The organism is Mesorhizobium sp. 43Arga, assembly GCF_053714255.1.
Genome location: NZ_JBSKBO010000001.1, coordinates 340,130 through 360,385, shown reverse-complemented (window position 1 = coordinate 360,385; position 20,256 = coordinate 340,130). Strand labels below are relative to the sequence as shown.

The window sequence follows — 20,256 nt, the reverse complement described above, 5'->3', positions numbered from 1 at the left end:
CGCGGCTACTCGGCCGCGGCCTTGCCGCGCCCAAACCTCTGCTCAATATAGTCGGCGACCATTTTCTCGAAATCCGCCGCGATTGACGGCCCGCGCAGCGTCGCCGCCTTCTTGCCGTCGACGAAAACGGGCGCCGTCGGTGTCTCGCCGGTGCCGGGCAGCGAAATGCCGATATCGGCATGCTTGGATTCGCCCGGGCCGTTGACGATGCAGCCCATCACCGCGACCTTGAGGTTCTCGACGCCGGGATATTTTTCGCGCCACACCGGCATGTTCTTGCGCAGGTCCGCCTGGATGTTCTGGGCAAGCTCCTGGAACACGGTGGAGGTCGTGCGGCCGCAGCCGGGGCAAGCGGCGACGATCGGCACGAACTGCCGGAACCCCATGGTCTGCAGCAGTTCCTGCGCCACCTGCACCTCGCGCGTGCGGTCGCCATTCGGCTCCGGCGTCAGCGAGATGCGGATGGTGTCGCCAATGCCTTGCTGCAAGAGGATGCCCATGGCGGCGGACGAGGCGACGATGCCTTTCGAGCCCATCCCGGCCTCGGTGAGGCCGAGATGCAGCGCATGGTCGGAGCGGGTGGCAAGCTCGGTATAGACGGCAATCAGGTCCTGCACGCCGCTGACCTTGGCCGACAGGATGATCTTGTCGCGGCCAAGGCCGATCTCTTCGGCCATCTCGGCCGACAGGATGGCGGACTGCACGATCGCCTCGCGCGTCACCTCCTGCGCCGTCAGCGGAAAACCCTTGTCCTGGTTGTCGTCCATCAGCCGGGTCAGAAGCTCCTGGTCGAGCGAACCCCAGTTGACGCCGATGCGCACCGGCTTGTCGTGTTTGATCGCCATTTCGACGATGTCGGTGAACTGTCGGTCCTTCTTGTCCTTGAAGCCGACATTGCCCGGATTGATGCGGTATTTGGCCAATGCCTCGGCGCAGGCCGGATGATCGGCGAGAAGCTTGTGGCCGATATAGTGGAAGTCGCCGACCAGCGGCACATTGATGCCGAGGCGCAGCAAGCGCTCATGAATGCGCGGCACGGCCGCTGCGCTCTCGTCGCGGTCGACGGTGATGCGCACGATCTCGGAGCCGGCGCGGTGAAGTGCCGCGACCTGCGCGACGGTCTGATCGATGTCGGCCGTGTCGGTGTTGGTCATCGACTGCACCACGACAGGCGCGCCGCCGCCGACGGCCACGCCGCCGACATCGACGCCGACCGAGGTGCGGCGAGGGAAGGGGAAGGAAAAATATCCGGTCATGCCGGCAGCCTTTTGTCTCTGGGGCGCCGTGCGTCCGCTTGGACGCACAAGGTGCGCTCCCGGCCGATGCGCTGAAGTCCGGGCATCAGGTGGAGGAGCAAAGATGGCTTGTCAATGGCGACAGGTCGCCACTGGCCGCAATTGATCTCCGCTGGCGGCATGAAACAGCGCAAGGCCCGGCGATGGCCGAGGTGCAAATGGATCTGGAGGGGGATGTTAGCTGCGGCTTATGAAGTCACGCTGAAATCAAAACACCAACGCCGGCGGCGATTGCCGCCGGCAAGGAAGACCGCATAGTAGGCGGCTATGTCAGTCGGGCATCAATGCGTGGTCGGTTGCGCTTTCAGTTTCTCAATCGCATCCTTGAGTGCCAGCTTGCGTCGCTTGAGATTCACGATTTCGAGGTCGTCCACCGACGGGTGGTTCATCGCGTCATCGATCTCGCGTTCGATGTCGCCGTGTTTCCGCTGCAACTCATCAAGATGGGATGCAAGAGACATGATTGGTTCTCCCTTTCATGGTTTCCTCGATTGCAGCCGTCACGGCACGTCCACCGCAGGTCGTTCTGTGACGGCAGCATGATACTTTGCCACCTTCCGACTGGGATGTCGAATGCTGCGTGGTAGCATTCCACGACAATGTGAAATGTGGTATGGGCTGCGCGCCGGTGGCAGAAATTGCCACCCCCGCCCAATCAGGCCCAGTTTTTGGGCGACGCAGACGTGCAGACGGTAGAGAATGTCCGATCAGGAACAGGCCGATATTCGCCTCGAATTTTCCCGGCTGAAGCAGGAACACGCCGATTTCGATGCGGCGATCAACGCGATGATCGCCACCAACTGCGACCCGCTGCAGATCCAGCGCATGAAAAAGAAGAAGCTCGCGCTCAAGGACCGGCTGATGAAGCTGGAAGACAAGATCATTCCAGACATCATCGCCTGAACGCGTTCCCCTATCCGCCGATCGAAAGCCTGCCGGCGCGATCACGCAGCAGGCCGATGAGACTGCCGGTCCGCTCCTCGGACGTGTCGATGGGAACAACCAGGCACATCGTCGCCTCGACCTTGCCCGGCGCCGAAAAGACCGGCACGGCAAGACATTTCGTATAGGCATCGACCAGCCCGGAGGTGACGCAGTAGCCAGTCACCCTAGCCTTGGCGATGTCGTCGATGAAATCGTCGAGCCGCAGCTTGCGTCCGTCGGGCAGCACGAGATCGTCTTCCGACACCATGGCTTCGACCTCGGCCCGCTCCAGCCCCGCCAGAAGCAGCCGGCCGGAGGCGGTCCAGGGCAGCGGTATCTGCAGGCCGGTGGCGGAGCTGATGCGGAACGGCCGGGTGCCCGGGCTGGAGTGGACGATGGTGTAGCGGCCACTCTGCAGCATGCACAGTTCCGAGGTCTCGCCGGTCTCGCGCGACAGATGGTCGACCTCCTGGCGCCCGCGCCGCAGCAGGTCGTTGCCGCGCACATAATCCATTCCATAGAGATAGAGCTTCTTGCCGAAATAGACGCGGTTGCCGTCGCCAGCCATCTCCAGCAGGCCGGCATCGACCAGCGACCGCACCAGCGTGTAGGTCGTCGAGCGCGGTGCGTTCACCCCCTTGGCAAGGTCGCCAATGCCGATCGCCCGCTGCGTCGTGTGCAGGAAGTCCAGGATCTCGAGCACCCGGTTGAGGCCCTTCTCGCGGGACGCCGTCGTCTTTTCGTCGGCCGAAACGGCCAGGTCATTGGCATCTTGCATTGTCGATTCCTGGTGTTAGTATCTGTCTTGTACAGGATACATGCGTCTCTTGTAAGAGACAATCATTTTGAAGCGCCGACGTGTGTCTTGCCTGTGCATGGGGAACACAACACGAAAGGAGGTCGCCGTGAACGACACATCCGGAAGACGTGATTTTCTGAAATTGGGAATGGCGGGACTGGCGACAGCCGGCGTGCTGGCAACCGTCGATGCCCAGAAGGCCGCTGCCCAGGCCGCATCCGACAGCCTGCTGCGCACCGTGCTCGATCGCGGCAAGCTGATCGTCGGCACCGGCAGCACCAACGCGCCGTGGCATTTCGAGAACGATGCCGGCGAACTGGTCGGCATGGACATCACCATGGGACGCATCCTGGCCAAAGGACTTTTCGACGATCCGACCAAGGTCGAGTTCGTCATGCAGGATCCGGCGCAGCGCATTCCCAACGTCACCACCAACAAGGTCGACATCACCATCCAGTTCATGACGATGACGGCGCAGCGCTCCCAGCTGATCAACTTCAGCAGGCCTTACTATGTCGAAGGCGTCGCCTTGCTGACGCTGCCCACCGCCGAGAACAAGACCTTCGACAAGCTGCTTGCCGGCGGTTCGGCGACGCGCATCTCCATCCTGCAGAATGTCGATGCCGAAAGCTCCGTCCACTATGCCTTGCCGCAGGCACAGGTGCTGCAGATCGACACCCAGGCCAACGTGCTGCAGGCGCTGGAATCCAAGCGCGCCGACGCCGCCGCCGTCGATCTGTCCACCGTTCGCTGGCTCGCCTCGCGCAATCCGGACAAATATTTCGATGCCGGCAAGAGCTGGTATTCGATGCTCTACGGCGCGGCCTTGCGGCAAGGCGATCTCGACTGGCTGACCTTCGTCAACCAGACCTTCACCATCGCCATGTTCGGCCATGAATCGGCGCTCTATGATGCCGCCTTCAAGGATTATTTCGGTCAGGAGCCGCCGGCACGCCACCCCGGCTTCCCGGTCATCTGATCCCGGATGCGGAAGGGCGGTCCAGCCCTTCCGCATCCGCTTGACGCCCTTCACACCGAGGCGCACGCATGGGCTATGCCCTGAATTTCAACCTGATCTGGCGGCATTTCGACAAGCTGTGGGGCGGTCTGCTGCTCAGCCTCGAGCTTGCGGTGATCTCGATTGCCATCGGCACCGTCATCGGCTTGGTGCTCGCGGTCTGGTACGTCTCGGCCGGACGCGTCGTGCGGGCGATCATCGCCGCCTATGTCGAATTCATCCGCAACGTGCCGCTGATCCTGCTCGTCTATCTTGTCTTCTACGGTGTGCCGACCGTGGTCGACCTGGCCTACAGCGCGCCGACCTCGTTCGTGCTGACGCTGTCTGTCTATAGCGGCGCCTATCTGGTCGAGGTCTTTCGCTCGGGCCTTGAGGCCGTCCCGCGCGGCCAGCTCGATGCCGGCAAGGCGATCGGCCTGACGCCCTGGCAAAGGCTGATCCATGTGCGCCTGCCGACCATGCTGCACATCACGCTGCCGGCGCTGTCCAACACCTTCATCTCGCTGTTCAAGGATACCTCGATCGCCTCGGTCATCTCGGTGCCGGAACTGACCTTCGGCGCCCAGTGGATCAACTTCAACACTTTCCGCATCGTCGAGGTCTATCTGGTGACCACGGCGATGTATCTGTTGACCGGTTACATCCTGCTTTTCGGGCTCAGGCTCGTCGAGCGCCGGTTCAGGGCGGCGCGCTGACATGGCGAGCCAGATCCTCTACGCCCTGCCCTTCCTCGCCAAGGGCTTCGCCGTGACCCTTTGGGTGTCGCTATTGGTCGTTACCCTGTCGCTCGTCGCAGGCGTCCTGCTTGGTGTCGGCCTGGTCTATGGCCCCGCCCCGCTGCGCTGGGCGGTGCGCATCTTCTCCGACACCATCCGCGGCATTCCGATCCTGGTGCTGATGTTCTTCGTCTACTACGGCCTGCCGGCGATCGGGCTGCATCTGCCGTCCTTCTGGGCAGCCGTGCTGGCGCTCACCCTGTTCAAGACGGCGCAGGTCATCGAATATCTCAGGGGCGCCGTCGCCTCGATCCCGAAAGGCCAGTCCGAGGCCGCGATGGCGATCGGGCTGACCTTCCGCCAGCGGCTCACCTCCGTCATCTTTCCGCAGGCCTTCAGGCGCTTCCTGCCGCCCTGGATCAACGGCGTCACCGACGCGGTCAAGGGCAGCGCGCTGGTTTCGCTGCTCGGCATCACCGATCTGATGCAGGCCATCAACCAGGTGATCGGCCGCACCTATGAGGCGATGCCGCTCTATATCCTCGGCGCGCTCATCTATTTCGCCGTCAACTACGCGCTCTCGCTCGCCAGCCGTCGGCTCGAGCGGCGTTTTTCTTTCATTCGGGAATAGCACGATGTCCGACGCCGCAAACGCCAGTCCCGCGCTGCTCGACGTGCGCGATGTCTCCAAAGCCTTCGGCGCCGTCGATGTGCTGCGTTCTGTCAGTCTTCAGGTCAAGCGCGGCGAAGTGGTCACCGTCATCGGCCCCTCCGGCAGCGGCAAGACCACGCTGCTGCGCTGCGTCAACTTCCTCGAAAGCTATGACTCAGGCTCGATCCGCATCGACGGCAAGGAGGTCGGCTATCGCGAGGCCGGAACGCGCCAGCGCCGCAGCGAACGCGACTTGGCAGCGATGCGCGCCGAGACCGGCATGGTGTTCCAGAGCTTCAACCTGTTTCCGCATCTCACCGCCGCCGGCAACATCATGCTCGGGCTGACCAGGGTGCGGGGAAAGAGCCAGACCGAGGCGCGCCAGATCGCCGAACACTGGCTCGGCCGCGTCGGCCTCGCGCACAAGGCCGACAGCCTGCCGGCCGAGCTCTCCGGCGGCCAGCAGCAGCGCGTCGGCATCGCGCGCGCGGTGGCGATGGAGCCCAAGATTCTTTTGCTCGACGAAATCACCTCGGCGCTCGACCCCGAACTGGTCGGCGAGGTGCTGGCCGTGGTGCGCAGCCTCGCCGAGGACGGCATGACCATGCTGATGGTGACGCATGAAATGGCCTTTGCCCGCGACGCTTCGAGCCGCATCGTCTTCATGGCCGATGGCGGCGTCAGCGCCGTCGGTCCGCCCAAGGAGATCCTGGCGGCGGAAACCAGCAATGAGCGCCTCCGCACCTTCCTGGCGCGCTTCCGCGCCTCGCATTTCTGACATTGGACGGCCGGTGCCGTCCCGAGGAGCCTGCTTCCATGACGCCTTACATCCGGCTCGCCGAACTCGGCCTGACGCTGCCCGTGCCGCCGACGCCCATCGCCAATTTCGTCACCCATGCCGAGAGCGGGCGATTGATCTTCCTGTCGGGCCAAGGACCGCTGCGCGCCGACGGCACGCTCTGCACCGGCAAGGTCGGCGAGGACGTGACGGTCGAGCAGGCCTATGAGCATGCGCGCCTGACCGGGCTCAATCTCCTGGCCGTGATGCATGCCGCCGCCGGCGACCTCGGCCGCATCGTGCGCGTCGTCAAACTGCTCGGCTTCGTCAACGCGACGCCAACTTTCAGCGACCACCCGAAAGTGGTCAATGGCTGTTCGGACCTGTTCGCCGATGTCTTCGACAAGATCGGCGGCCATGCCCGTTCGGCGATCGGCGTCGGCTCGCTGCCTGGAAACATCACTGTCGAAATCGAGGCGGTCGTCGAGATCGCCGCCTGACCTGCCACTCACGGGATCCGCTTACATGAAAACCTATTCCGACACCGGCTCCAACACCACCATCCGCGAACGGCTGGGCTTGCGGCCGATCATCAATGTCTCCGGCACCATGACCGCGCTCGGCGCATCGATCATTGTGCCGGAGGCGATCAGCGCCATGGCGGAGATGGCCTCGCAATGGGTGGAGATGGATGACCTGCAGCGCGCCGCGAGCACGGTGGTGGCGCGCCTTACCGGCGGCGAGGCCGGCTTCATCACCGCCTGCTGCGCCAGCGGCATAACCATGGCGATCGCCGGCGCGATGACGGGAACCAGCCTGCTCGCCATCGAGCGCCTGCCCGACGACACCGGCGACCTCAAATCGGAGGTCGTCATCCAGCTTGGCCACATCGTCAATTACGGCGCGCCGATCGACCAGTCGATCCGCGTCGCCGGCGCCAGGGTGGTGCCGGCCGGCACGGTCAGCGTCACCCAGGACTACCATGTGCGCGAAGCCATCAACGAGCGCACGGCGGCCGGCCTCTATGTCGTCGCCCACCACACGGTGCAGTACGGCATGCTGTCGCTGGAGGAATTCTGCGAGATCTGCCACGCCAAAGGCGTGCCGGTGATCGTCGATGCCGCGTCCGAATATGATCTGCGCGGTTTTCTGGCGCGCGGCGCCGACGTCGTCATCTATAGCGGCCACAAATTCCTCTCAGGTCCGACCAGCGGCATCGTCACCGGCAGCAAGGATCTGGTGCGGGCCGCCTATCTGCAGAACCGCGGCGTGGCGCGGGCCATGAAAGTCGGCAAGGAAAGCATCGCCGGCACCATGGCGGCGCTGGAAGCCTGGGAGAAGCGCGATCATGCCGGCATCCGACGGCGGGAGGAAGCCGCGCTCAACCTCTGGAAGGACGCTCTGCAGGGACTTCCGGGCATCCTTGCCAAGATCATCCCGGACCCGACAGCCAATCCGCTCGACCGGCTGCAGATCTTCGTATCGCCGGAGAGCCGCTTCAGCGCCGCCGGCCTCGCCTCGGCGCTGGCGGCGGGCTCGCCGCCGATCATCGTGCGCTACCACGAAGTCGAGCGCGGCCATTTCTTCCTCGACCCCTGCAATCTGCATCCCGGCGAGGCCGAGGTCGTCGCGGAACGGTTGCGTGCGCTGCTGACCGCGAAGGACCGTCCCGCCGATGCGATGAAGGCAGCGCGGAAGGATTCTTCCGGCGTCTTGCGCTGGCCGGATTGAGCGCCAAGCCAACATCCCAAACCACCAGTGATCACGCGACTGTGAACAGCCGGATCGCAGGCTGTGGGAATAAATCAGCGCCGCGACAAGTCTCCTAGGCATACGCCACCACTGGCGTTGAGGAGACCGGCATGCCCCATCATCGCAAGGACAGCGAACACGACGGCAGCCGTGGCGATGCGCTAGCAAGCATGATGATCATCAGGCTCTCCTTTGTGGCGCTTGACAGCGGTGACGCAGATGAATTCAGTTTCGGCAAGGCAGGCGGCTCTGCCTGCTTCCGGGGGCTTTGCCCCTGCGAGCAGGGCAAGGTCGCCGTCGCATCTTGAGGCGGCACGGCCTGGAGTATCGGATCATGGTGCCGCTTTGAGCGAGAGGGCCCTGGCAGAACGCTTCAACGAAGTGGTGCTGCCGCATCTCGGCGACGCGCTGGCGCTGGCCCGCTGGCTGACCGGCAATGCCGCCGATGCCGAGGATGTGGTGCAGGACGCCTGCATCAAGGCGCATGCCGGCATATCAGGCTATGCCGGCGGCAACGCCCGCGCCTGGCTGCTGACCATCGTGCGCAACACCTCCTACACGTGGATGGCGCGCAACCGGCCGCGCGCCATGATGGCCGTCGGTGATCTGGGCGACCTCGATGACATGGCGGCGGCGCACGGCACCAGCATGCCCGACGAGGACGGCCCGGAGGCGAGCCTGATCGCCAAGGCCGATACGGCGGCGCTGGAGGCGGCGATCGCGGCTCTGCCGCAGCCATTTCGCGAGACACTGGTGCTGCGTGACATCAACGGCCTCAGCTATCGCGAGATATCGGCCATGCTTGCCGTGCCGATCGGCACGGTGATGTCCAGGCTGGCCCGCGCCCGTGGCCTGCTCGCGTCTGAACTGGGGAGAGCGTCATGACGCACGACGACGGACTGCCCAACGATCCCGAAGGTATCAGACTGATGATCCATGCCCTTGTCGATGGCGAGCTTGATGCGGCGGCCGCTCTTGCCGTGGAGCGTCGCATCGCCGCCGACCCCAGGCTTGCCGCCGAGCATGCCCGCATTGTCGCCTTGCAGGGCGCTGTCAGCCGCTTGCCGCGCCCCGATGTCAGCGACGCGTTTCGGGCCCGCATCGCGGCGATCGGCATGGCCGGCACCGAACAACAGGCGCCGGTCGAGGCGGAGCCGCAGCGCGGCGCACCGTCAGCATGGCCGGGGTTGATTGCGGGCGCTGGCGGCGGCCAGCGACGGGAAGCCGGGACACGTCCTTCCCAGGCGCGGCCATCACCGGGAGCGCGCCGCTTCGGCTCGTTCGACTGGCGCGCCATGGCCGCGTCGATCATGATCAGCGCGGTGCTGGCCAGCGGGGCGACGCAATGGGTGATGCAGAGCGGCGTCGATGACGGCTTTGCCGCGGCGGTCGCCAGCGGCCATCGCCGCAGCCTGCTTGCCGCGAGCCCGATCGATATCGTCTCGTCCGACCGCCATACGGTCAAGCCCTGGCTCGACGCCCGCATCGGCGTGTCGCCGCCGGCGCCCGACCTTGCCCAGGATGGCTACGCGCTGATCGGCGGCCGGGTCGAGGTGATATCCGGCCGGCCGGTGCCGGCCCTGGTCTATCGCCACCGCGAACACCTGATCACGCTGGTCGCCGAACCGCAGCAGGGCGGCAAGGCCACCCAGCCCGACGACCTTTCCTCCGGCGGCTTCTCGATGGTGCACTGGAGCGACGGCGCCTTCTCCTACTGGGCGATCTCCGACATGGAACGGCCCGAGCTCGACGACTTCGTCGCCCGCTTCCGCAAGGCGGCGGTTTAGCCTGGATTGTGGCCGTCGGTTCCCGCCGATGCCCGCATATCCTTGCGGCCCCGCGCGAATTCCGCTAAGGCGCGCCTTTGTCGCCGGGGAGCATTAGCCTTGAACGATCAACGCGCCGACGTCGCCATCATCATGGGCAGCCAGTCCGACTGGGCGACGATGCGCCAGGCTGCCGAAACGCTGGAGGCACTCGGCGTTCCGCACAAACGCCTGATCATCTCGGCGCATCGCACGCCCGACCGGCTCTATGAATTCGCCAAGGGCGCCAAGGCGGCCGGCTACAAGGTGATCATCGCCGGCGCCGGCGGTGCCGCGCATCTGCCCGGCATGACGGCGGCGATGACGCCGCTACCGGTATTCGGCGTGCCGGTGGAATCGAAGGCGCTGTCGGGCCAGGATTCGCTGCTCTCCATCGTCCAGATGCCGGCCGGCATTCCGGTGGGCACGCTGGCCATCGGCAAGGCGGGTGCCGCCAATGCAGCCCTGTTGGCCGCCGCCGTGCTGGCGCTCTACGATGACAAGCTTGCCCAGCGCCTCGATGCCTGGCGCGCCTCGCAGACCGCCAAGGTCGCCGACGAACCGACGGACACGCCGTGAGCCTGCCCGCCGGATCAACCATCGGCATCATCGGCGGCGGCCAGCTCGGCCGCATGCTGGCGATGGCCGGCGCTCGCCTCGGCTACCGCACCATTGTGCTGGAGCCGCAGCCGGATTGCCCGGCCGCCCAGGTCGCCAACCGGCAGATTACATCAGCCTATGACGACCCGGCCGCCCTTGCCGAACTGGCGGCGGCCAGTGCTGTCGTCACCTACGAGTTCGAGAATGTTCCCGTTGCCGCGGCAGAAGCGCTTGCTGCCAAGGTTGCGGTCTATCCGCCGGCGCGCGCGCTCGACGTGGCGCAGGACCGGGTGAGTGAAAAGACATTCCTCAACGGCATCGGCATCGCCACCGCCGATTTTCGTCCGGTCGACACCGACAGCGAGCTGACGGCCGCGCTGAAAGCGTTCGGCGGCAGCGGCATATTGAAGACGCGGCGCATGGGCTATGACGGCAAGGGCCAGCGCGTCTTCCGCAACATGGAAGCGGGCGGCTTCGCCGGCACCTGCGAGGCGATGGGCAATGTGCCGCTGATCCTGGAAAGCTTCGTGCCCTTCGAGCGCGAGATCTCGGTGATTGCAGCGCGCGGCCTGGATGGCGCCGTGGCTGCCTACGACCCGGCCGAGAATGTCCACCGCAACGGCATTCTCCACACATCGACCCTGCCGGCCGGCGTCAAATTTGAAACGGCTGAAGCTGCGCGAACGGCTGCGGCAAAAATCCTGTCGGCGCTCGATTATGTCGGCGTCATTGGCGTCGAGTTCTTCGTGCTGGCCGACGGCTCGCTGCTGGCCAACGAGATCGCGCCGCGCGTCCACAATTCCGGTCATTGGACCGAGGCCGGCTGCATCGTTTCGCAGTTCGAACAGCATATCCGCGCCGTAGCCGGCCTGCCGCTGGGCAACCCCGGCCGCCACTATGATTGCGTGATGGAGAACCTGATCGGCGACGACGTGCTGCGCGTGCCCACCCTGCTCGCCGAGCCCGATCTGATGCTGCATCTCTATGGCAAGGCCGAGGCGCGGCCCGGCCGCAAGATGGGCCATTTCACCCGCGTCAGCCGCCGCGTTTAATAGCCGGAAGCGACCCTATTGCACCTCGTCACTGTCCTCGTTGGGACTGGCGCAACTCGCATCGCCTTCCTCGCAATTGGTCGAGGCGGCGAGCTGCTTGATGCGGTCATTGGTCAGCCTGGTCAGGCACTGCGAAACCTCCATCGCGTGGATGGAGCCGCCCGCGCTGGCGGCTGTGCTATGCGCGCACTCGGCGTCGCGGAAGGTGATCCAGGCGCGTTGCGCCACCTGCAGCAATCGCTTGCCGTCAGCATCATCGGAGCTGATCTGGTCCTGATAGGCCTGGTTGAGCCTGGCGTCGGCGGCCTGGTAGTCCTCGCCGGCACAGATATTCATCATCTGCTGGCTGTCGTCGGAGCGGTCGCATTCCTGTGCGCGGGCGACTGCGCTTGCCGCCAGGACGACAAGGCAGGCGGACAGCAATATTCGGCGCATGATCGTCCCCAAATCACTTGAAATACACGGCATCATCCCAGCCCGCCCGGAACCGTGCAATGCCGAGCCACTGATATGGCGGATATTTGATGATATGGAGGTGTAGAGCATGCTTGCGGTTGACATGGGCAAGGCTCCTCGTTTATGAGCCACCCACCGTTGAAAAGGCGCGTCTTCTGGCGCGCCTTAAAATTTCGACCCGGGACCGGGTCCACACCGACAGGCAAGACCATGAAGATCAAGAATTCGCTCAAGGCGCTGAAGGCGCGTCACCGCGACAACCAGCTGGTTCGCCGCAAGGGCCGCGTTTACATCATCAACAAGACCGCCCCGCGCTACAAGGCGCGCCAGGGCTGAGCTTTCGGCCGGAGGCTTTCCGCCTCCGCCCCATTGATGCTTGTCGGCCTGCCGACCTTCTCACGCTAAAATCACTTTGCTGTTCCGCCGCCCGGGACTAGGATCGGGCGATGCGGATTCTTTTTGCATTTTTGATAGCCCTGCTTGTTTACGGCGCCACCAGCCTGCCAGTCTGGGCCGCGGACGATCAGCCGGCGGCGCCGGCTGCCCCGGAGGCTCCTGCCGCGCCGATGACGAAACAGGCCCGGCTCGACAAGCTGTTCTCCGACCTCAAGCGCGAACGCAACGAAAAGGCGGCCGAACGCATTGCCGGCAACATCTGGAGCGAATGGTTCCAGTCCGGCAGCGCCTCGATCGACCTGATGATGCTGTGGTCACAACAAGCGATGGACAAGCAGAAATTCGACGTCGCGCTCGATTTGCTTGATCAGGTGGTGATCTTGCAGCCGACCTATGCCGAAGGCTGGAACCGCCGCGCCACGGTTCATTTCATGATGAAGAACTACGGTAAGTCGATGTCGGACATCGACCACACGCTGCAACTCGAGCCGCGCCATTTCGGCGCGCTGTCGGGCCTGGCACAGATCATGGCCCTGACCGGCCACAAGCAGTCGGCGCTGGAAGCCTGGCAGAAGGTGCTCGCCATCTATCCGATGATGCGCAGCGCCCAGGACCAGGTCGCCACGCTTTCGGAAGAGCTTGCCGGCGAAGGAATTTGATGCAGGCAGTAGGGAATAGGGAATAGGGTAGAAATTGGGAATCACGGCCTACTGCCTACTGCCTACTGCCTACTGCCTATTCCCTACTGCCTACTTCAGAACTAATCCCACCCCACCACACGTTCCCCCCACATGAACCTGATCTGCGCCGCGTTCGCCTTCCTTCTCGCGCTCGTCCTTACCCTGGTCGGCGTCACCCGCGTCGGCTCGTGGCTGATCGAACGCCGCAATCCGCCCATCGGTGAATTCGCCGACATCGGCGGCGCGCGCATCCACTATGTCCACATTCCGGCACCCGCCAATGCGGAGCTGCCGCCGATCGTCTTCATCCATGGCGCCAGCGCCAATCTCGGGGATCAGATGCTGCCGCTCAGGCCGCTGCTCGAGGGCCGCGCCGAAATGCTGTTCTTCGACCGGCCGGGTCATGGCTGGTCGGAGCGCGGGCCCGGCAACAATGAGGATCCGTCGGCGCAGGCCAATACCCTCGCTGCCCTAATGGACCGCCTCGGCATCAAGAAGGCAATCATTGTCGGCCATTCCTTCGGTGGCGTGGTGACGGCGGCTTTCGGCCGCGAACATGCTGACAAGACGCTCGGTCTCGTCTTCCTGGCGCCGGCGACCCATCCCTGGCCGGGCGGCGCGACGTCCTGGTACTATGATCTGACCACCGTTCCTGTGATCGGCCGGCTCTTTTCCGAAACGCTCGCCTATCCTGCCGGCACGTTTCAGATGGCCGATGCGACGACCTGCGTTTTCTCGCCCAACAAGGTGCCGGACAATTATCTCGGCACGGCAGCGATCCCGCTGGTGCTGCGGCCGCCGGCCTTTCGCGCTAACGCCACCGACGTCGCCGGCCTCTATCGCTATACGCTTGGCGCCGCACCGCACTACAAAGAGATCACCGCGCCGACCGTGGTCATTTCGGGCGACCGCGACAAGGTCGTCTACGCCCATATCCATTCCGTCGGGCTGGCGCGCGATATCCCAGGCGCCGAGCTCGTCTGGGTGCACAATCTCGGCCACAAGCCGGACTGGATCGCCTCGGACCTCGTCACCGGTGCCATCGAAAAGGTCGCCGGCAAGGATGTCGACCTGGAGGCGATGACCAGAACCGTGGAGGCCCGAATTGCCGGCGATGTCTATGGTGTGGGCAAATGCGCCGACATCAAGGAGCCGAAGGCGGAACTCGCGCCGACCTGACATGTATGTCCTCAACGGCATCAAGAAAAACCCGGAAAGGCGATGGGCGCTGCCGGATCGCATTTTCTTCGGCTACGGCGCATGCCACATTCTTGCAGGCACTTTCCTCGAGTATCCCCCACTTGCAGGATTTTATGCGGAGCGGATCATCCCGGCCGAGGGCTTTTCGGGAAACCATATCTATGTGACGAACGGCATCATCGCTTTCGACTACCACGGTTATTCCAACCGAGAGCGCCTGCTGGAGCACCATCGAAAGGGCTGGGCCTCCCACAGTGCCGGTTGGCACTGCACGATCGAGACGGTCGATTTCGATCTGCTCGACACGACCGAATTGAACCGGCGAAAGATGCTGGGCCCGGATCAGTATCTGTATGACGCGGTTCTCCGTGCGCGCCGGTTCCTCCAGCGCATCGACCACGCGAAAGCCGCGGCAAGAGCGCTCGGGATCGCGATGGCCAGAAGTTAGACAAAGGCTGGGATCATTGCCCCGCGCCTTTGTATTCCAGCCACGGCGAGCCGCACGAAACCGCGCGACACGCTGCTTCAGTCACGAAATCAGCTGCTTACCGGCTGCCCTGCTTTTCCGACCCGACATAGGCGATGCGCAACATGTTGGTCGAGCCGGGCGTCCTCAGCGGCACACCGGCCGTGATGATGACGCGGTCGCCCGGCTTGCCGAACTCTTCTTCCAGCGCGATGCGGCAGGCGCGGTTGACCATGTCGTCGAGATCGGTGGCATCGGGCGAGACGACGCAGTGCGTACCCCACAGAAGCGACAGCCGCCGGGCCGTGTTGAGGATCGGCGACAGCGCGATGATCGGCACCTGGGGCCGTTCGCGCGCGGCGCGCAGCCCGGTGGTGCCTGACGCCGTGTAGGTGATGATCGCCGACAGTTTCAGCGTCTCGGCGATCTCGCGGGCGGCGAGCGAAATAGCGTCGGCGCCGGTCGCTTCCGGCTCGGAGCGTTGGGCGTTGATGATGCCGGCATAGGTCGGGTCGGTTTCGACCTTGGTCGCGATGCGGTCCATCATCGCCACGGCTTCGACGGGATAGGCACCCGCCGCCGATTCCGCCGACAGCATGATGGCGTCGGCGCCTTCGAACACGGCAATCGAGACGTCGGAGACTTCGGCGCGGGTCGGCACCGGTGCGGTGATCATCGATTCCAGCATCTGCGTGGCGACCACCACCGGCTTGCCGGCGCGGCGCGCGGCGCGCGTGATCTGCTTCTGGATGCCGGGAACGGCTTCCAGGGGCATTTCGACGCCGAGATCGCCACGGGCGACCATCAGCGCGTCGGACAGTTCGATGATCTCGGCCAGCCGGGCGACGGCCTGCGGCTTTTCGATCTTGGCCATGATCAGCGCGCGGCCGCGCGCGATCTTGCGCGCTTCGGCGAGATCCTCGGGACGCTGCACGAAGGACAGCGCGATCCAGTCGACGCCCGTGGCGAGCACCGCGTCTAGGTCCTTGCGGTCCTTTTCGGTCAGCGCGCCAACCGGCAGGTCGGTATCGGGCAGGCTGACGCCCTTCTTGTCGGAAATCGTGGTGCCGGCGACGACCGTGCAGACGATCGACTTGCCGTCGCTCTTCACCGCCTTCAGCTCGAGCTTGCCGTCGTCGATCAAAAGACGGTGACCGGGCTCGACCGAGCTCAGGATCTCCGGATGCGGCAGATAGACCCTCGTCGACGTGCCGGGCTCGGGATTGTCATCGAGCGTGAAGGTCTGGCCTGGCGTCAGCACTTCCTTGCCGTTGGCGAACTTGCCGACGCGCAGCTTGGGGCCTTGCAGGTCGGCGAGGATGCCGATCGGCCGGCCCACCTTTTCCTCGACGGCGCGGATGCGGCCAACCAGCGTGCGCATCAGTTCGTGGTCGGTATGGCTCATATTGATGCGGAACACATCGGCGCCCGCTTCGAACAATTTCTTCAGCATCTCCTCGGAGGAGGATGCCGGACCGATTGTGGCTAGGATCTTGACCTTGCGGCTGCGTCTCATTGACTATTTGTTCCCGGGGCGGCTGGTGCGCCTCCCGTTGCGGGTTCATCGGTCAGCTGGACCATCCAGCTTGCCTGTTCGCCCGTGTCATATTCCTGGAATCCGGCGCGCTGGAAGCCCCGGGCGACGCAGTCGTTTACGCCGGCGATCTTGAACTCTTTTTCAGCCACGCACATGTTGATCGGGCCGTCCCAGCGTCCACCGCGCTCGGCGTCTTCTGCATAAAGATAGTAAAACCTTGATGACAGCGGCCCTTCGATCAACGTCTTGCAGCTCGATCCTTCGATGTGCCACCAGCCTTCGGTGATCCAGCCGGCCTTGGCACGATAGCCGATGCCGACGCCGACCAGGTTCTGCGTGGCGTTGCAGACGCGGAAATCGGCGCGCGCCGGCGAGGTCATGACCATCGCCGACAGGCCAACGGCCACGGTCAGGAACGGCATGGCAAAGGCAGAGCGCATGCGCTGCCTGCCGGCGGAACCCATCCGAAAACCCCTCAAGAACCACATCAGCATCTCTCTGCGCCCCTTTTCGGAAAAGTCCGGGCGCATGTCAACGCGCCGTTTTGACCAATTCCAATCGATTTAGGAAGGCTCCCGGCGCACTAACCGTCGCCCTTTGCCAGATTTCCCGAGAAACCTTGGCCAAACAACGGCATTGCGCACGCGTCGTCTTCGTGGAATGACGATAGCACCCTCCCCGGAAGCCAGCGAACAGACCATTTCCCGCCAATGACCCGATCCACAGTTTTCGCGCCTTTCGACATCGTCGAGGGCGACCGCAAGCGGGGCATCGTGCTTCTGGCCGATCATGGCCGTCGCGACCTGCCCGACGACTATGGCAGCCTCGGTCTGCCCGCAGCTGAATTCGACCGGCACATCGCCTACGACATCGGCGTCGAAGCCGTAACGCGCGAGCTCGCCGGCTTGCTTGACGTGCCGGCGGTCATCGCCAATTTCTCGCGGCTGTTGATCGATCCCAATCGCGGCGAGGACGATCCGACGCTGATCCGCCAGCTCTATGACGGCACGGTGGTGCCGGGAAATTATCCCATCGCGCCGGAAGAGCGCGAAAGGCGGCTCGACCGCTTCTACCGGCCCTACCATGACGCCGTCGGCGCCGTGATCGCCTCGGTCGCGCAGGCTTCCGGCCGGGCGCCTTTCATCTTCTCCGTGCATTCTTTCACGCCGGTGATGCAAGGCAGGCAGCGCCCGTGGCATGTCGGCATCCTGTGGGATATTGACGACCGGGTGGCGCGACCGCTGATCGATATGCTGGCGCAGGACAAGACCCTCATCGTCGGCGACAACGAGCCCTATGACGGCGCGCTGCGCGGCGACACCATGTTCAGGCACGCCATCGTCAACGGCTATGCCCACGCGCTGATCGAGATCCGCCAGGACCTGATAGCGGACCAGAAAGGCGCGCTTGCCTGGGCCGAGCGCCTGGCGCCGATCGTTGACGCGATAGACCGCCGTCCCGATATACATGCGGTAAAAATATTCGGCTCGCGCACCGGGCCGCTATGACAGAGGTTTCGATGACCAAACTCAGCGACGAGCAGAAGCGCGATTTCGAAGCCGCCGCCTTTCGCCGGCTGGTCGAGCACCTCCGGGAACGCAGCGACGTCCAGAACATCGATCTGATGAACCTCGCCGGCTTCTGCCGCAACTGCCTGTCGAACTGGTATCGCGAGGCGGCCAATGCCGAGGGCGTCGATCTCTCCAAGGATCAGTCGCGCGAGATCGTCTACGGCATGCCCTATGCCGAGTGGCAGGCGCTCAACCAGACGGAAGCGTCGGACGCCAAGAAGGCGGAATTCGAGGCTAGGCGGCCGGAGGACCATTGAGCGGCCTTAGGTGGCCTGCGGCTTCATCATCCACGGGCGGAGCGGGAGCGAAGCGGACGCGCAGACCCGAGGATGACGACAAGAGGAGCGCTTCGGCTAATCTCCGAAGTAGGCTTCACCCCCACAGGTCCACCCCGCACATCTTGGTCCAAGTACTTCCCGTACGAGGTGCTTGACTGAAAATTGAATCGATCTAATTTGCCGCGCAAAGCCATTTCTTGACTGGATTCGAGCCATGGATGCGCAAAACGCCATGCAGACTGCCATTCGCGGGCGATGGGCCGTGGCGGCCATTTTCCTCGCCAATGGCTTCCTGACCGGCAGTTGGGCGCCGCAGATCCCGGTGTTCCTGACCCGGCTCGACATCTCGAAATTCACCCTCGGCCTGCTGATCCTTTTGTTCGGCGCTGGTGCGGTCACCGCCATGACCTGGTGTGGCCAACTGATCTCGAAACATGGCTCGCGCACCGTGCTGCGCTGGTTCGGCCTGTGCGGCAGCCTCGGCCTTCTGGTCGTGGCGCTGGCGCCCAACGTGCCGCTGGCGGCAATCGCCATGTTCATTTTCGGCGGCTCGATCGGCGGCATGGATGTCGCCATGAACGCCAATGCGGTGGTGGTGGAGCGAAAGATGTCCCGCGCCATCATGTCGTCCTCGCACGGCTTCTGGAGCCTTGGCGGTTTCGCCGGCGGCGGCCTGGGCGGCTTTGCCATCCAGCACTATGGCCACCTCGCCCATGCCGCGGTCGTGACCGTGCTTGCCTTCGCGACGATCGCGATGGCGGTCGGCTATCTCGTCGCTGAGGACAGACCACAGGCTGCCGAGCATCATAAATTCACGTTGCCGGCAAACCCGCTGGTCTACCTGATCGGCCTGATGGCCCTGCTGACAATGATCTCCGAGGGCGCGGTGCTCGATTGGGCGGCGCTGTATCTGCGACAAGAACTCGGCGCCGACCTTGCCGTCCGCCTTTTCCGGCGTCATGGCGATCATGCGCTTCTTCGGCGACGGCGTGCGCAACCGTTTTGGCGCGGTGACGACGCTGCGCGGCTCGGCTGTCGTCGCCGCCGCCGGCATGCTGGTCGCCGGCCTGTCGCCTTCGCCCTGGCTCGCCATCGCGGCTTTTGCCCTGTGTGGCTTCGGCATCGCCAATATGGTGCCGATCATCTTCTCGGCGGGTGGCAACCAGGAAGGCATGTCATCGGGCACCGGCATGAGCGTCGTTACCACCATGGGCTATTCCGGCATCCTGGTGGCGCCGTCGGCGATCGGCTTCGTCGCCGAGCATTCCAGCTTCGGGCCGATCTTCATCGCCATGTCGATGCTGCTGATCGTCGTTCTGCTGATGGCGGGCCTCGCTCACCGCGCCGAATTCGCCCCCGTGCCCGCCGAATAGCGCTTCAGTTCCTCGTGGAGAAAATCCGCCACGCGGCGGATGCGCACGCTGCTGCGCACATCGCGATGCATCGCCAGCCACACCGGCAGGCTTGGCAACGGCAGGCCGGGCAGCACCTTCTCCACCAGCGGGTCGCGATCGGCCAGCGGCTCCTGGCCAAGGCCGATGCCATTTCCCGCCCGAACCGCTTCCCACAGGACGACCTGATTGTCGGCCCTGAAGCGGAAACTGCTCCGGGTGACCGGGAGGCCGAATTGCGTAAAGCCCCGGATCATCTCGTCGCTGCGATCGAAGCCGATCAAGGGGTGGTCGACGAGGTCGGCCGGCCCGAGCGGGCGGCCGCGCCGGTCAAGATAGGAAATGGCAGCGCAGGCGCAGAGTGGGATGTCGCAGACCTTGCGTGCCACCAGTTCGTTCTGCGCCGGCTTGACCATGCGGATGGCTATGTCGGCGTCCCGGCGCAGCAGGTTCTCGACCTGGTTCGAGGCAACGATCTCCACCTCGATGCCGGGTTCCTCGATGCCGAGCCGTGCGGTCATGTCGGGCAGCACATAGGCCGCCACCACTTCGCTGGCGGCGATGCGCACCGTGCCCTCGATTGCCTCGACCGAACCCAGCGCCAGGCGTGAAAAGGCACTCGCCTGCTCGCTGACCGCCTTGCCGCGTTCGAACAGCGTGGCGCCGGCTTCCGTCAGCGCGTAGCCGCTCCGCCCTCGCCTGAACAGCGTCACACCGAGCGCCTGCTCCAACTCGCCGATATGGCGGCCAAGCGTCGGCTGACTGGCCGACAGTTTTCGCGCCGCAGCCGACAGGCTGCCGGTTTCCGCGACCGTGACGAAGCTCTTGATCAGGTTCCAGTCGATGTTTTCCATTCAATAATGAATATCAAAACTGCATTCATGGTCAAT

25 protein-coding genes and 1 pseudogene are annotated in these 20,256 nt (G+C 64.4%); 19 read left to right on the top strand and 7 right to left on the bottom strand.

Features of this window, described 5'->3' with window-relative positions; all coding sequences use genetic code 11:
- Positions 1-5 precede the first annotated feature (5 nt).
- On the bottom strand, positions 6-1,256 hold the full coding sequence (ispG, locus tag ACWGS8_RS01725; protein WP_454579321.1) for a flavodoxin-dependent (E)-4-hydroxy-3-methylbut-2-enyl-diphosphate synthase: 1,251 nt from the start codon (positions 1,254-1,256) through the stop codon (positions 6-8).
- Positions 1,257-1,576: 320 nt separating this feature from the next.
- Positions 1,577-1,756, bottom strand: coding sequence for a YdcH family protein (locus ACWGS8_RS01720; RefSeq protein ID WP_010911953.1), 180 nt, complete (start codon positions 1,754-1,756; stop codon positions 1,577-1,579).
- Positions 1,757-1,994: 238 nt separating this feature from the next.
- Between ACWGS8_RS01720 and ACWGS8_RS01715 the strand changes: the two genes are divergently transcribed.
- Positions 1,995-2,198: a YdcH family protein gene (locus ACWGS8_RS01715; protein ID WP_010911954.1), complete on the top strand. Its 204-nt coding sequence runs from the start codon at positions 1,995-1,997 to the stop codon at positions 2,196-2,198.
- A gap of 10 nt (positions 2,199-2,208) precedes the next feature.
- Here ACWGS8_RS01715 and ACWGS8_RS01710 read toward each other — a convergent pair whose 3' ends face one another.
- Positions 2,209-2,997 (bottom strand): IclR family transcriptional regulator, encoded by a 789-nt coding sequence (locus ACWGS8_RS01710; RefSeq protein ID WP_454579320.1) that lies wholly within the window; start codon positions 2,995-2,997, stop codon positions 2,209-2,211.
- Positions 2,998-3,166: 169 nt separating this feature from the next.
- Here ACWGS8_RS01710 and ACWGS8_RS01705 point away from each other — a divergent pair, with 169 nt between their 5' ends.
- The 11 genes from ACWGS8_RS01705 (at position 3,167) to ACWGS8_RS01655 (ending at position 11,391) form a co-directional block, all read left to right on the top strand.
- Positions 3,167-3,997: a transporter substrate-binding domain-containing protein gene (locus ACWGS8_RS01705; RefSeq protein WP_010911956.1), complete on the top strand. Its 831-nt coding sequence runs from the start codon at positions 3,167-3,169 to the stop codon at positions 3,995-3,997.
- A 68-nt stretch (positions 3,998-4,065) separates the two neighbouring features.
- Complete coding sequence (locus ACWGS8_RS01700; RefSeq protein ID WP_454579319.1) at positions 4,066-4,731, top strand: amino acid ABC transporter permease; 666 nt, start codon at positions 4,066-4,068, stop codon at positions 4,729-4,731.
- Position 4,732: 1 nt separating this feature from the next.
- Positions 4,733-5,383: an amino acid ABC transporter permease gene (locus ACWGS8_RS01695; protein WP_454579318.1), complete on the top strand. Its 651-nt coding sequence runs from the start codon at positions 4,733-4,735 to the stop codon at positions 5,381-5,383.
- Between the two features lie 4 nt (positions 5,384-5,387).
- Complete coding sequence (locus tag ACWGS8_RS01690) at positions 5,388-6,182, top strand: amino acid ABC transporter ATP-binding protein (protein WP_454579317.1); 795 nt, start codon at positions 5,388-5,390, stop codon at positions 6,180-6,182.
- A gap of 38 nt (positions 6,183-6,220) precedes the next feature.
- On the top strand, positions 6,221-6,682 hold the full coding sequence (locus tag ACWGS8_RS01685) for a RidA family protein (protein WP_454579316.1): 462 nt from the start codon (positions 6,221-6,223) through the stop codon (positions 6,680-6,682).
- Between the two features lie 25 nt (positions 6,683-6,707).
- Positions 6,708-7,913 (top strand): aminotransferase class V-fold PLP-dependent enzyme, encoded by a 1,206-nt coding sequence (locus ACWGS8_RS01680; RefSeq protein ID WP_454579315.1) that lies wholly within the window; start codon positions 6,708-6,710, stop codon positions 7,911-7,913.
- 131 nt (positions 7,914-8,044) lie between these two features.
- Entirely contained in the window at positions 8,045-8,242 is a 198-nt protein-coding gene (locus ACWGS8_RS01675; protein WP_454579314.1) for a hypothetical protein, read from the top strand.
- Between the two features lie 37 nt (positions 8,243-8,279).
- Complete coding sequence (locus tag ACWGS8_RS01670; protein ID WP_454579313.1) at positions 8,280-8,819, top strand: sigma-70 family RNA polymerase sigma factor; 540 nt, start codon at positions 8,280-8,282, stop codon at positions 8,817-8,819.
- The gene (locus tag ACWGS8_RS01665; protein WP_454579312.1) at positions 8,816-9,721 is read left to right on the top strand and encodes an anti-sigma factor family protein; all 906 of its coding nucleotides are present in this window, start codon (positions 8,816-8,818) and stop codon (positions 9,719-9,721) included. Before ACWGS8_RS01670 ends, ACWGS8_RS01665 begins: the two co-directional genes overlap by 4 nt.
- A gap of 99 nt (positions 9,722-9,820) precedes the next feature.
- On the top strand, positions 9,821-10,318 hold the full coding sequence (purE, locus tag ACWGS8_RS01660) for a 5-(carboxyamino)imidazole ribonucleotide mutase (protein WP_284278166.1): 498 nt from the start codon (positions 9,821-9,823) through the stop codon (positions 10,316-10,318).
- Entirely contained in the window at positions 10,315-11,391 is a 1,077-nt protein-coding gene (locus tag ACWGS8_RS01655; RefSeq protein WP_454579311.1) for a 5-(carboxyamino)imidazole ribonucleotide synthase, read from the top strand. Before purE ends, ACWGS8_RS01655 begins: the two co-directional genes overlap by 4 nt.
- Positions 11,392-11,406: 15 nt before the next feature.
- Here the strand turns inward: ACWGS8_RS01655 and ACWGS8_RS01650 are convergent, their stop codons facing one another.
- The gene (locus ACWGS8_RS01650; protein WP_454579310.1) at positions 11,407-11,826 is read right to left on the bottom strand and encodes a lysozyme inhibitor LprI family protein; all 420 of its coding nucleotides are present in this window, start codon (positions 11,824-11,826) and stop codon (positions 11,407-11,409) included.
- A gap of 231 nt (positions 11,827-12,057) precedes the next feature.
- Here ACWGS8_RS01650 and ykgO point away from each other — a divergent pair, with 231 nt between their 5' ends.
- From ykgO to ACWGS8_RS01630, 4 genes are all read left to right on the top strand, one after another.
- Positions 12,058-12,183 carry a type B 50S ribosomal protein L36 gene (gene ykgO / locus ACWGS8_RS01645; RefSeq protein ID WP_006327841.1) on the top strand — a complete coding sequence of 42 codons (126 nt, stop codon included), beginning with the start codon at positions 12,058-12,060 and terminating at the stop codon, positions 12,181-12,183.
- A 110-nt stretch (positions 12,184-12,293) separates the two neighbouring features.
- Positions 12,294-12,902, top strand: coding sequence for a tetratricopeptide repeat protein (locus ACWGS8_RS01640; protein ID WP_454579309.1), 609 nt, complete (start codon positions 12,294-12,296; stop codon positions 12,900-12,902).
- Positions 12,903-13,034: 132 nt separating this feature from the next.
- On the top strand, positions 13,035-14,102 hold the full coding sequence (locus tag ACWGS8_RS01635) for an alpha/beta fold hydrolase (protein WP_454579308.1): 1,068 nt from the start codon (positions 13,035-13,037) through the stop codon (positions 14,100-14,102).
- A 1-nt stretch (position 14,103) separates the two neighbouring features.
- Positions 14,104-14,571: a hypothetical protein gene (locus tag ACWGS8_RS01630; protein WP_454579307.1), complete on the top strand. Its 468-nt coding sequence runs from the start codon at positions 14,104-14,106 to the stop codon at positions 14,569-14,571.
- A 97-nt stretch (positions 14,572-14,668) separates the two neighbouring features.
- Here the strand turns inward: ACWGS8_RS01630 and pyk are convergent, their stop codons facing one another.
- Positions 14,669-16,105 (bottom strand): pyruvate kinase, encoded by a 1,437-nt coding sequence (gene pyk, locus ACWGS8_RS01625; protein WP_454579306.1) that lies wholly within the window; start codon positions 16,103-16,105, stop codon positions 14,669-14,671.
- Entirely contained in the window at positions 16,102-16,566 is a 465-nt protein-coding gene (locus tag ACWGS8_RS01620; protein ID WP_454579305.1) for a DUF1036 domain-containing protein, read from the bottom strand. The genes pyk and ACWGS8_RS01620 overlap by 4 nt, the downstream gene beginning before the upstream one ends.
- A 270-nt stretch (positions 16,567-16,836) precedes the next feature.
- Here ACWGS8_RS01620 and ACWGS8_RS01615 point away from each other — a divergent pair, with 270 nt between their 5' ends.
- The 3 genes and pseudogenes from ACWGS8_RS01615 (at position 16,837) to ACWGS8_RS01605 (ending at position 19,348) form a co-directional block, all read left to right on the top strand.
- Positions 16,837-17,634: an N-formylglutamate amidohydrolase gene (locus ACWGS8_RS01615; protein WP_454579304.1), complete on the top strand. Its 798-nt coding sequence runs from the start codon at positions 16,837-16,839 to the stop codon at positions 17,632-17,634.
- An 11-nt stretch (positions 17,635-17,645) separates the two neighbouring features.
- Positions 17,646-17,954, top strand: a complete 309-nt coding sequence (locus tag ACWGS8_RS01610; RefSeq protein ID WP_454579303.1) for a DUF1244 domain-containing protein — start codon at positions 17,646-17,648, stop codon at positions 17,952-17,954.
- A 235-nt stretch (positions 17,955-18,189) separates the two neighbouring features.
- Positions 18,190-19,348 (top strand): annotated as a pseudogene (locus tag ACWGS8_RS01605) (MFS transporter).
- Here the strand turns inward: ACWGS8_RS01605 and ACWGS8_RS01600 are convergent.
- On the bottom strand, positions 19,312-20,220 hold the full coding sequence (locus tag ACWGS8_RS01600) for a LysR family transcriptional regulator (protein WP_454579302.1): 909 nt from the start codon (positions 20,218-20,220) through the stop codon (positions 19,312-19,314). The pseudogene ACWGS8_RS01605 and the gene ACWGS8_RS01600 sit on opposite strands and share 37 nt — an antisense overlap.
- Positions 20,221-20,256: the final 36 nt, after the last annotated feature.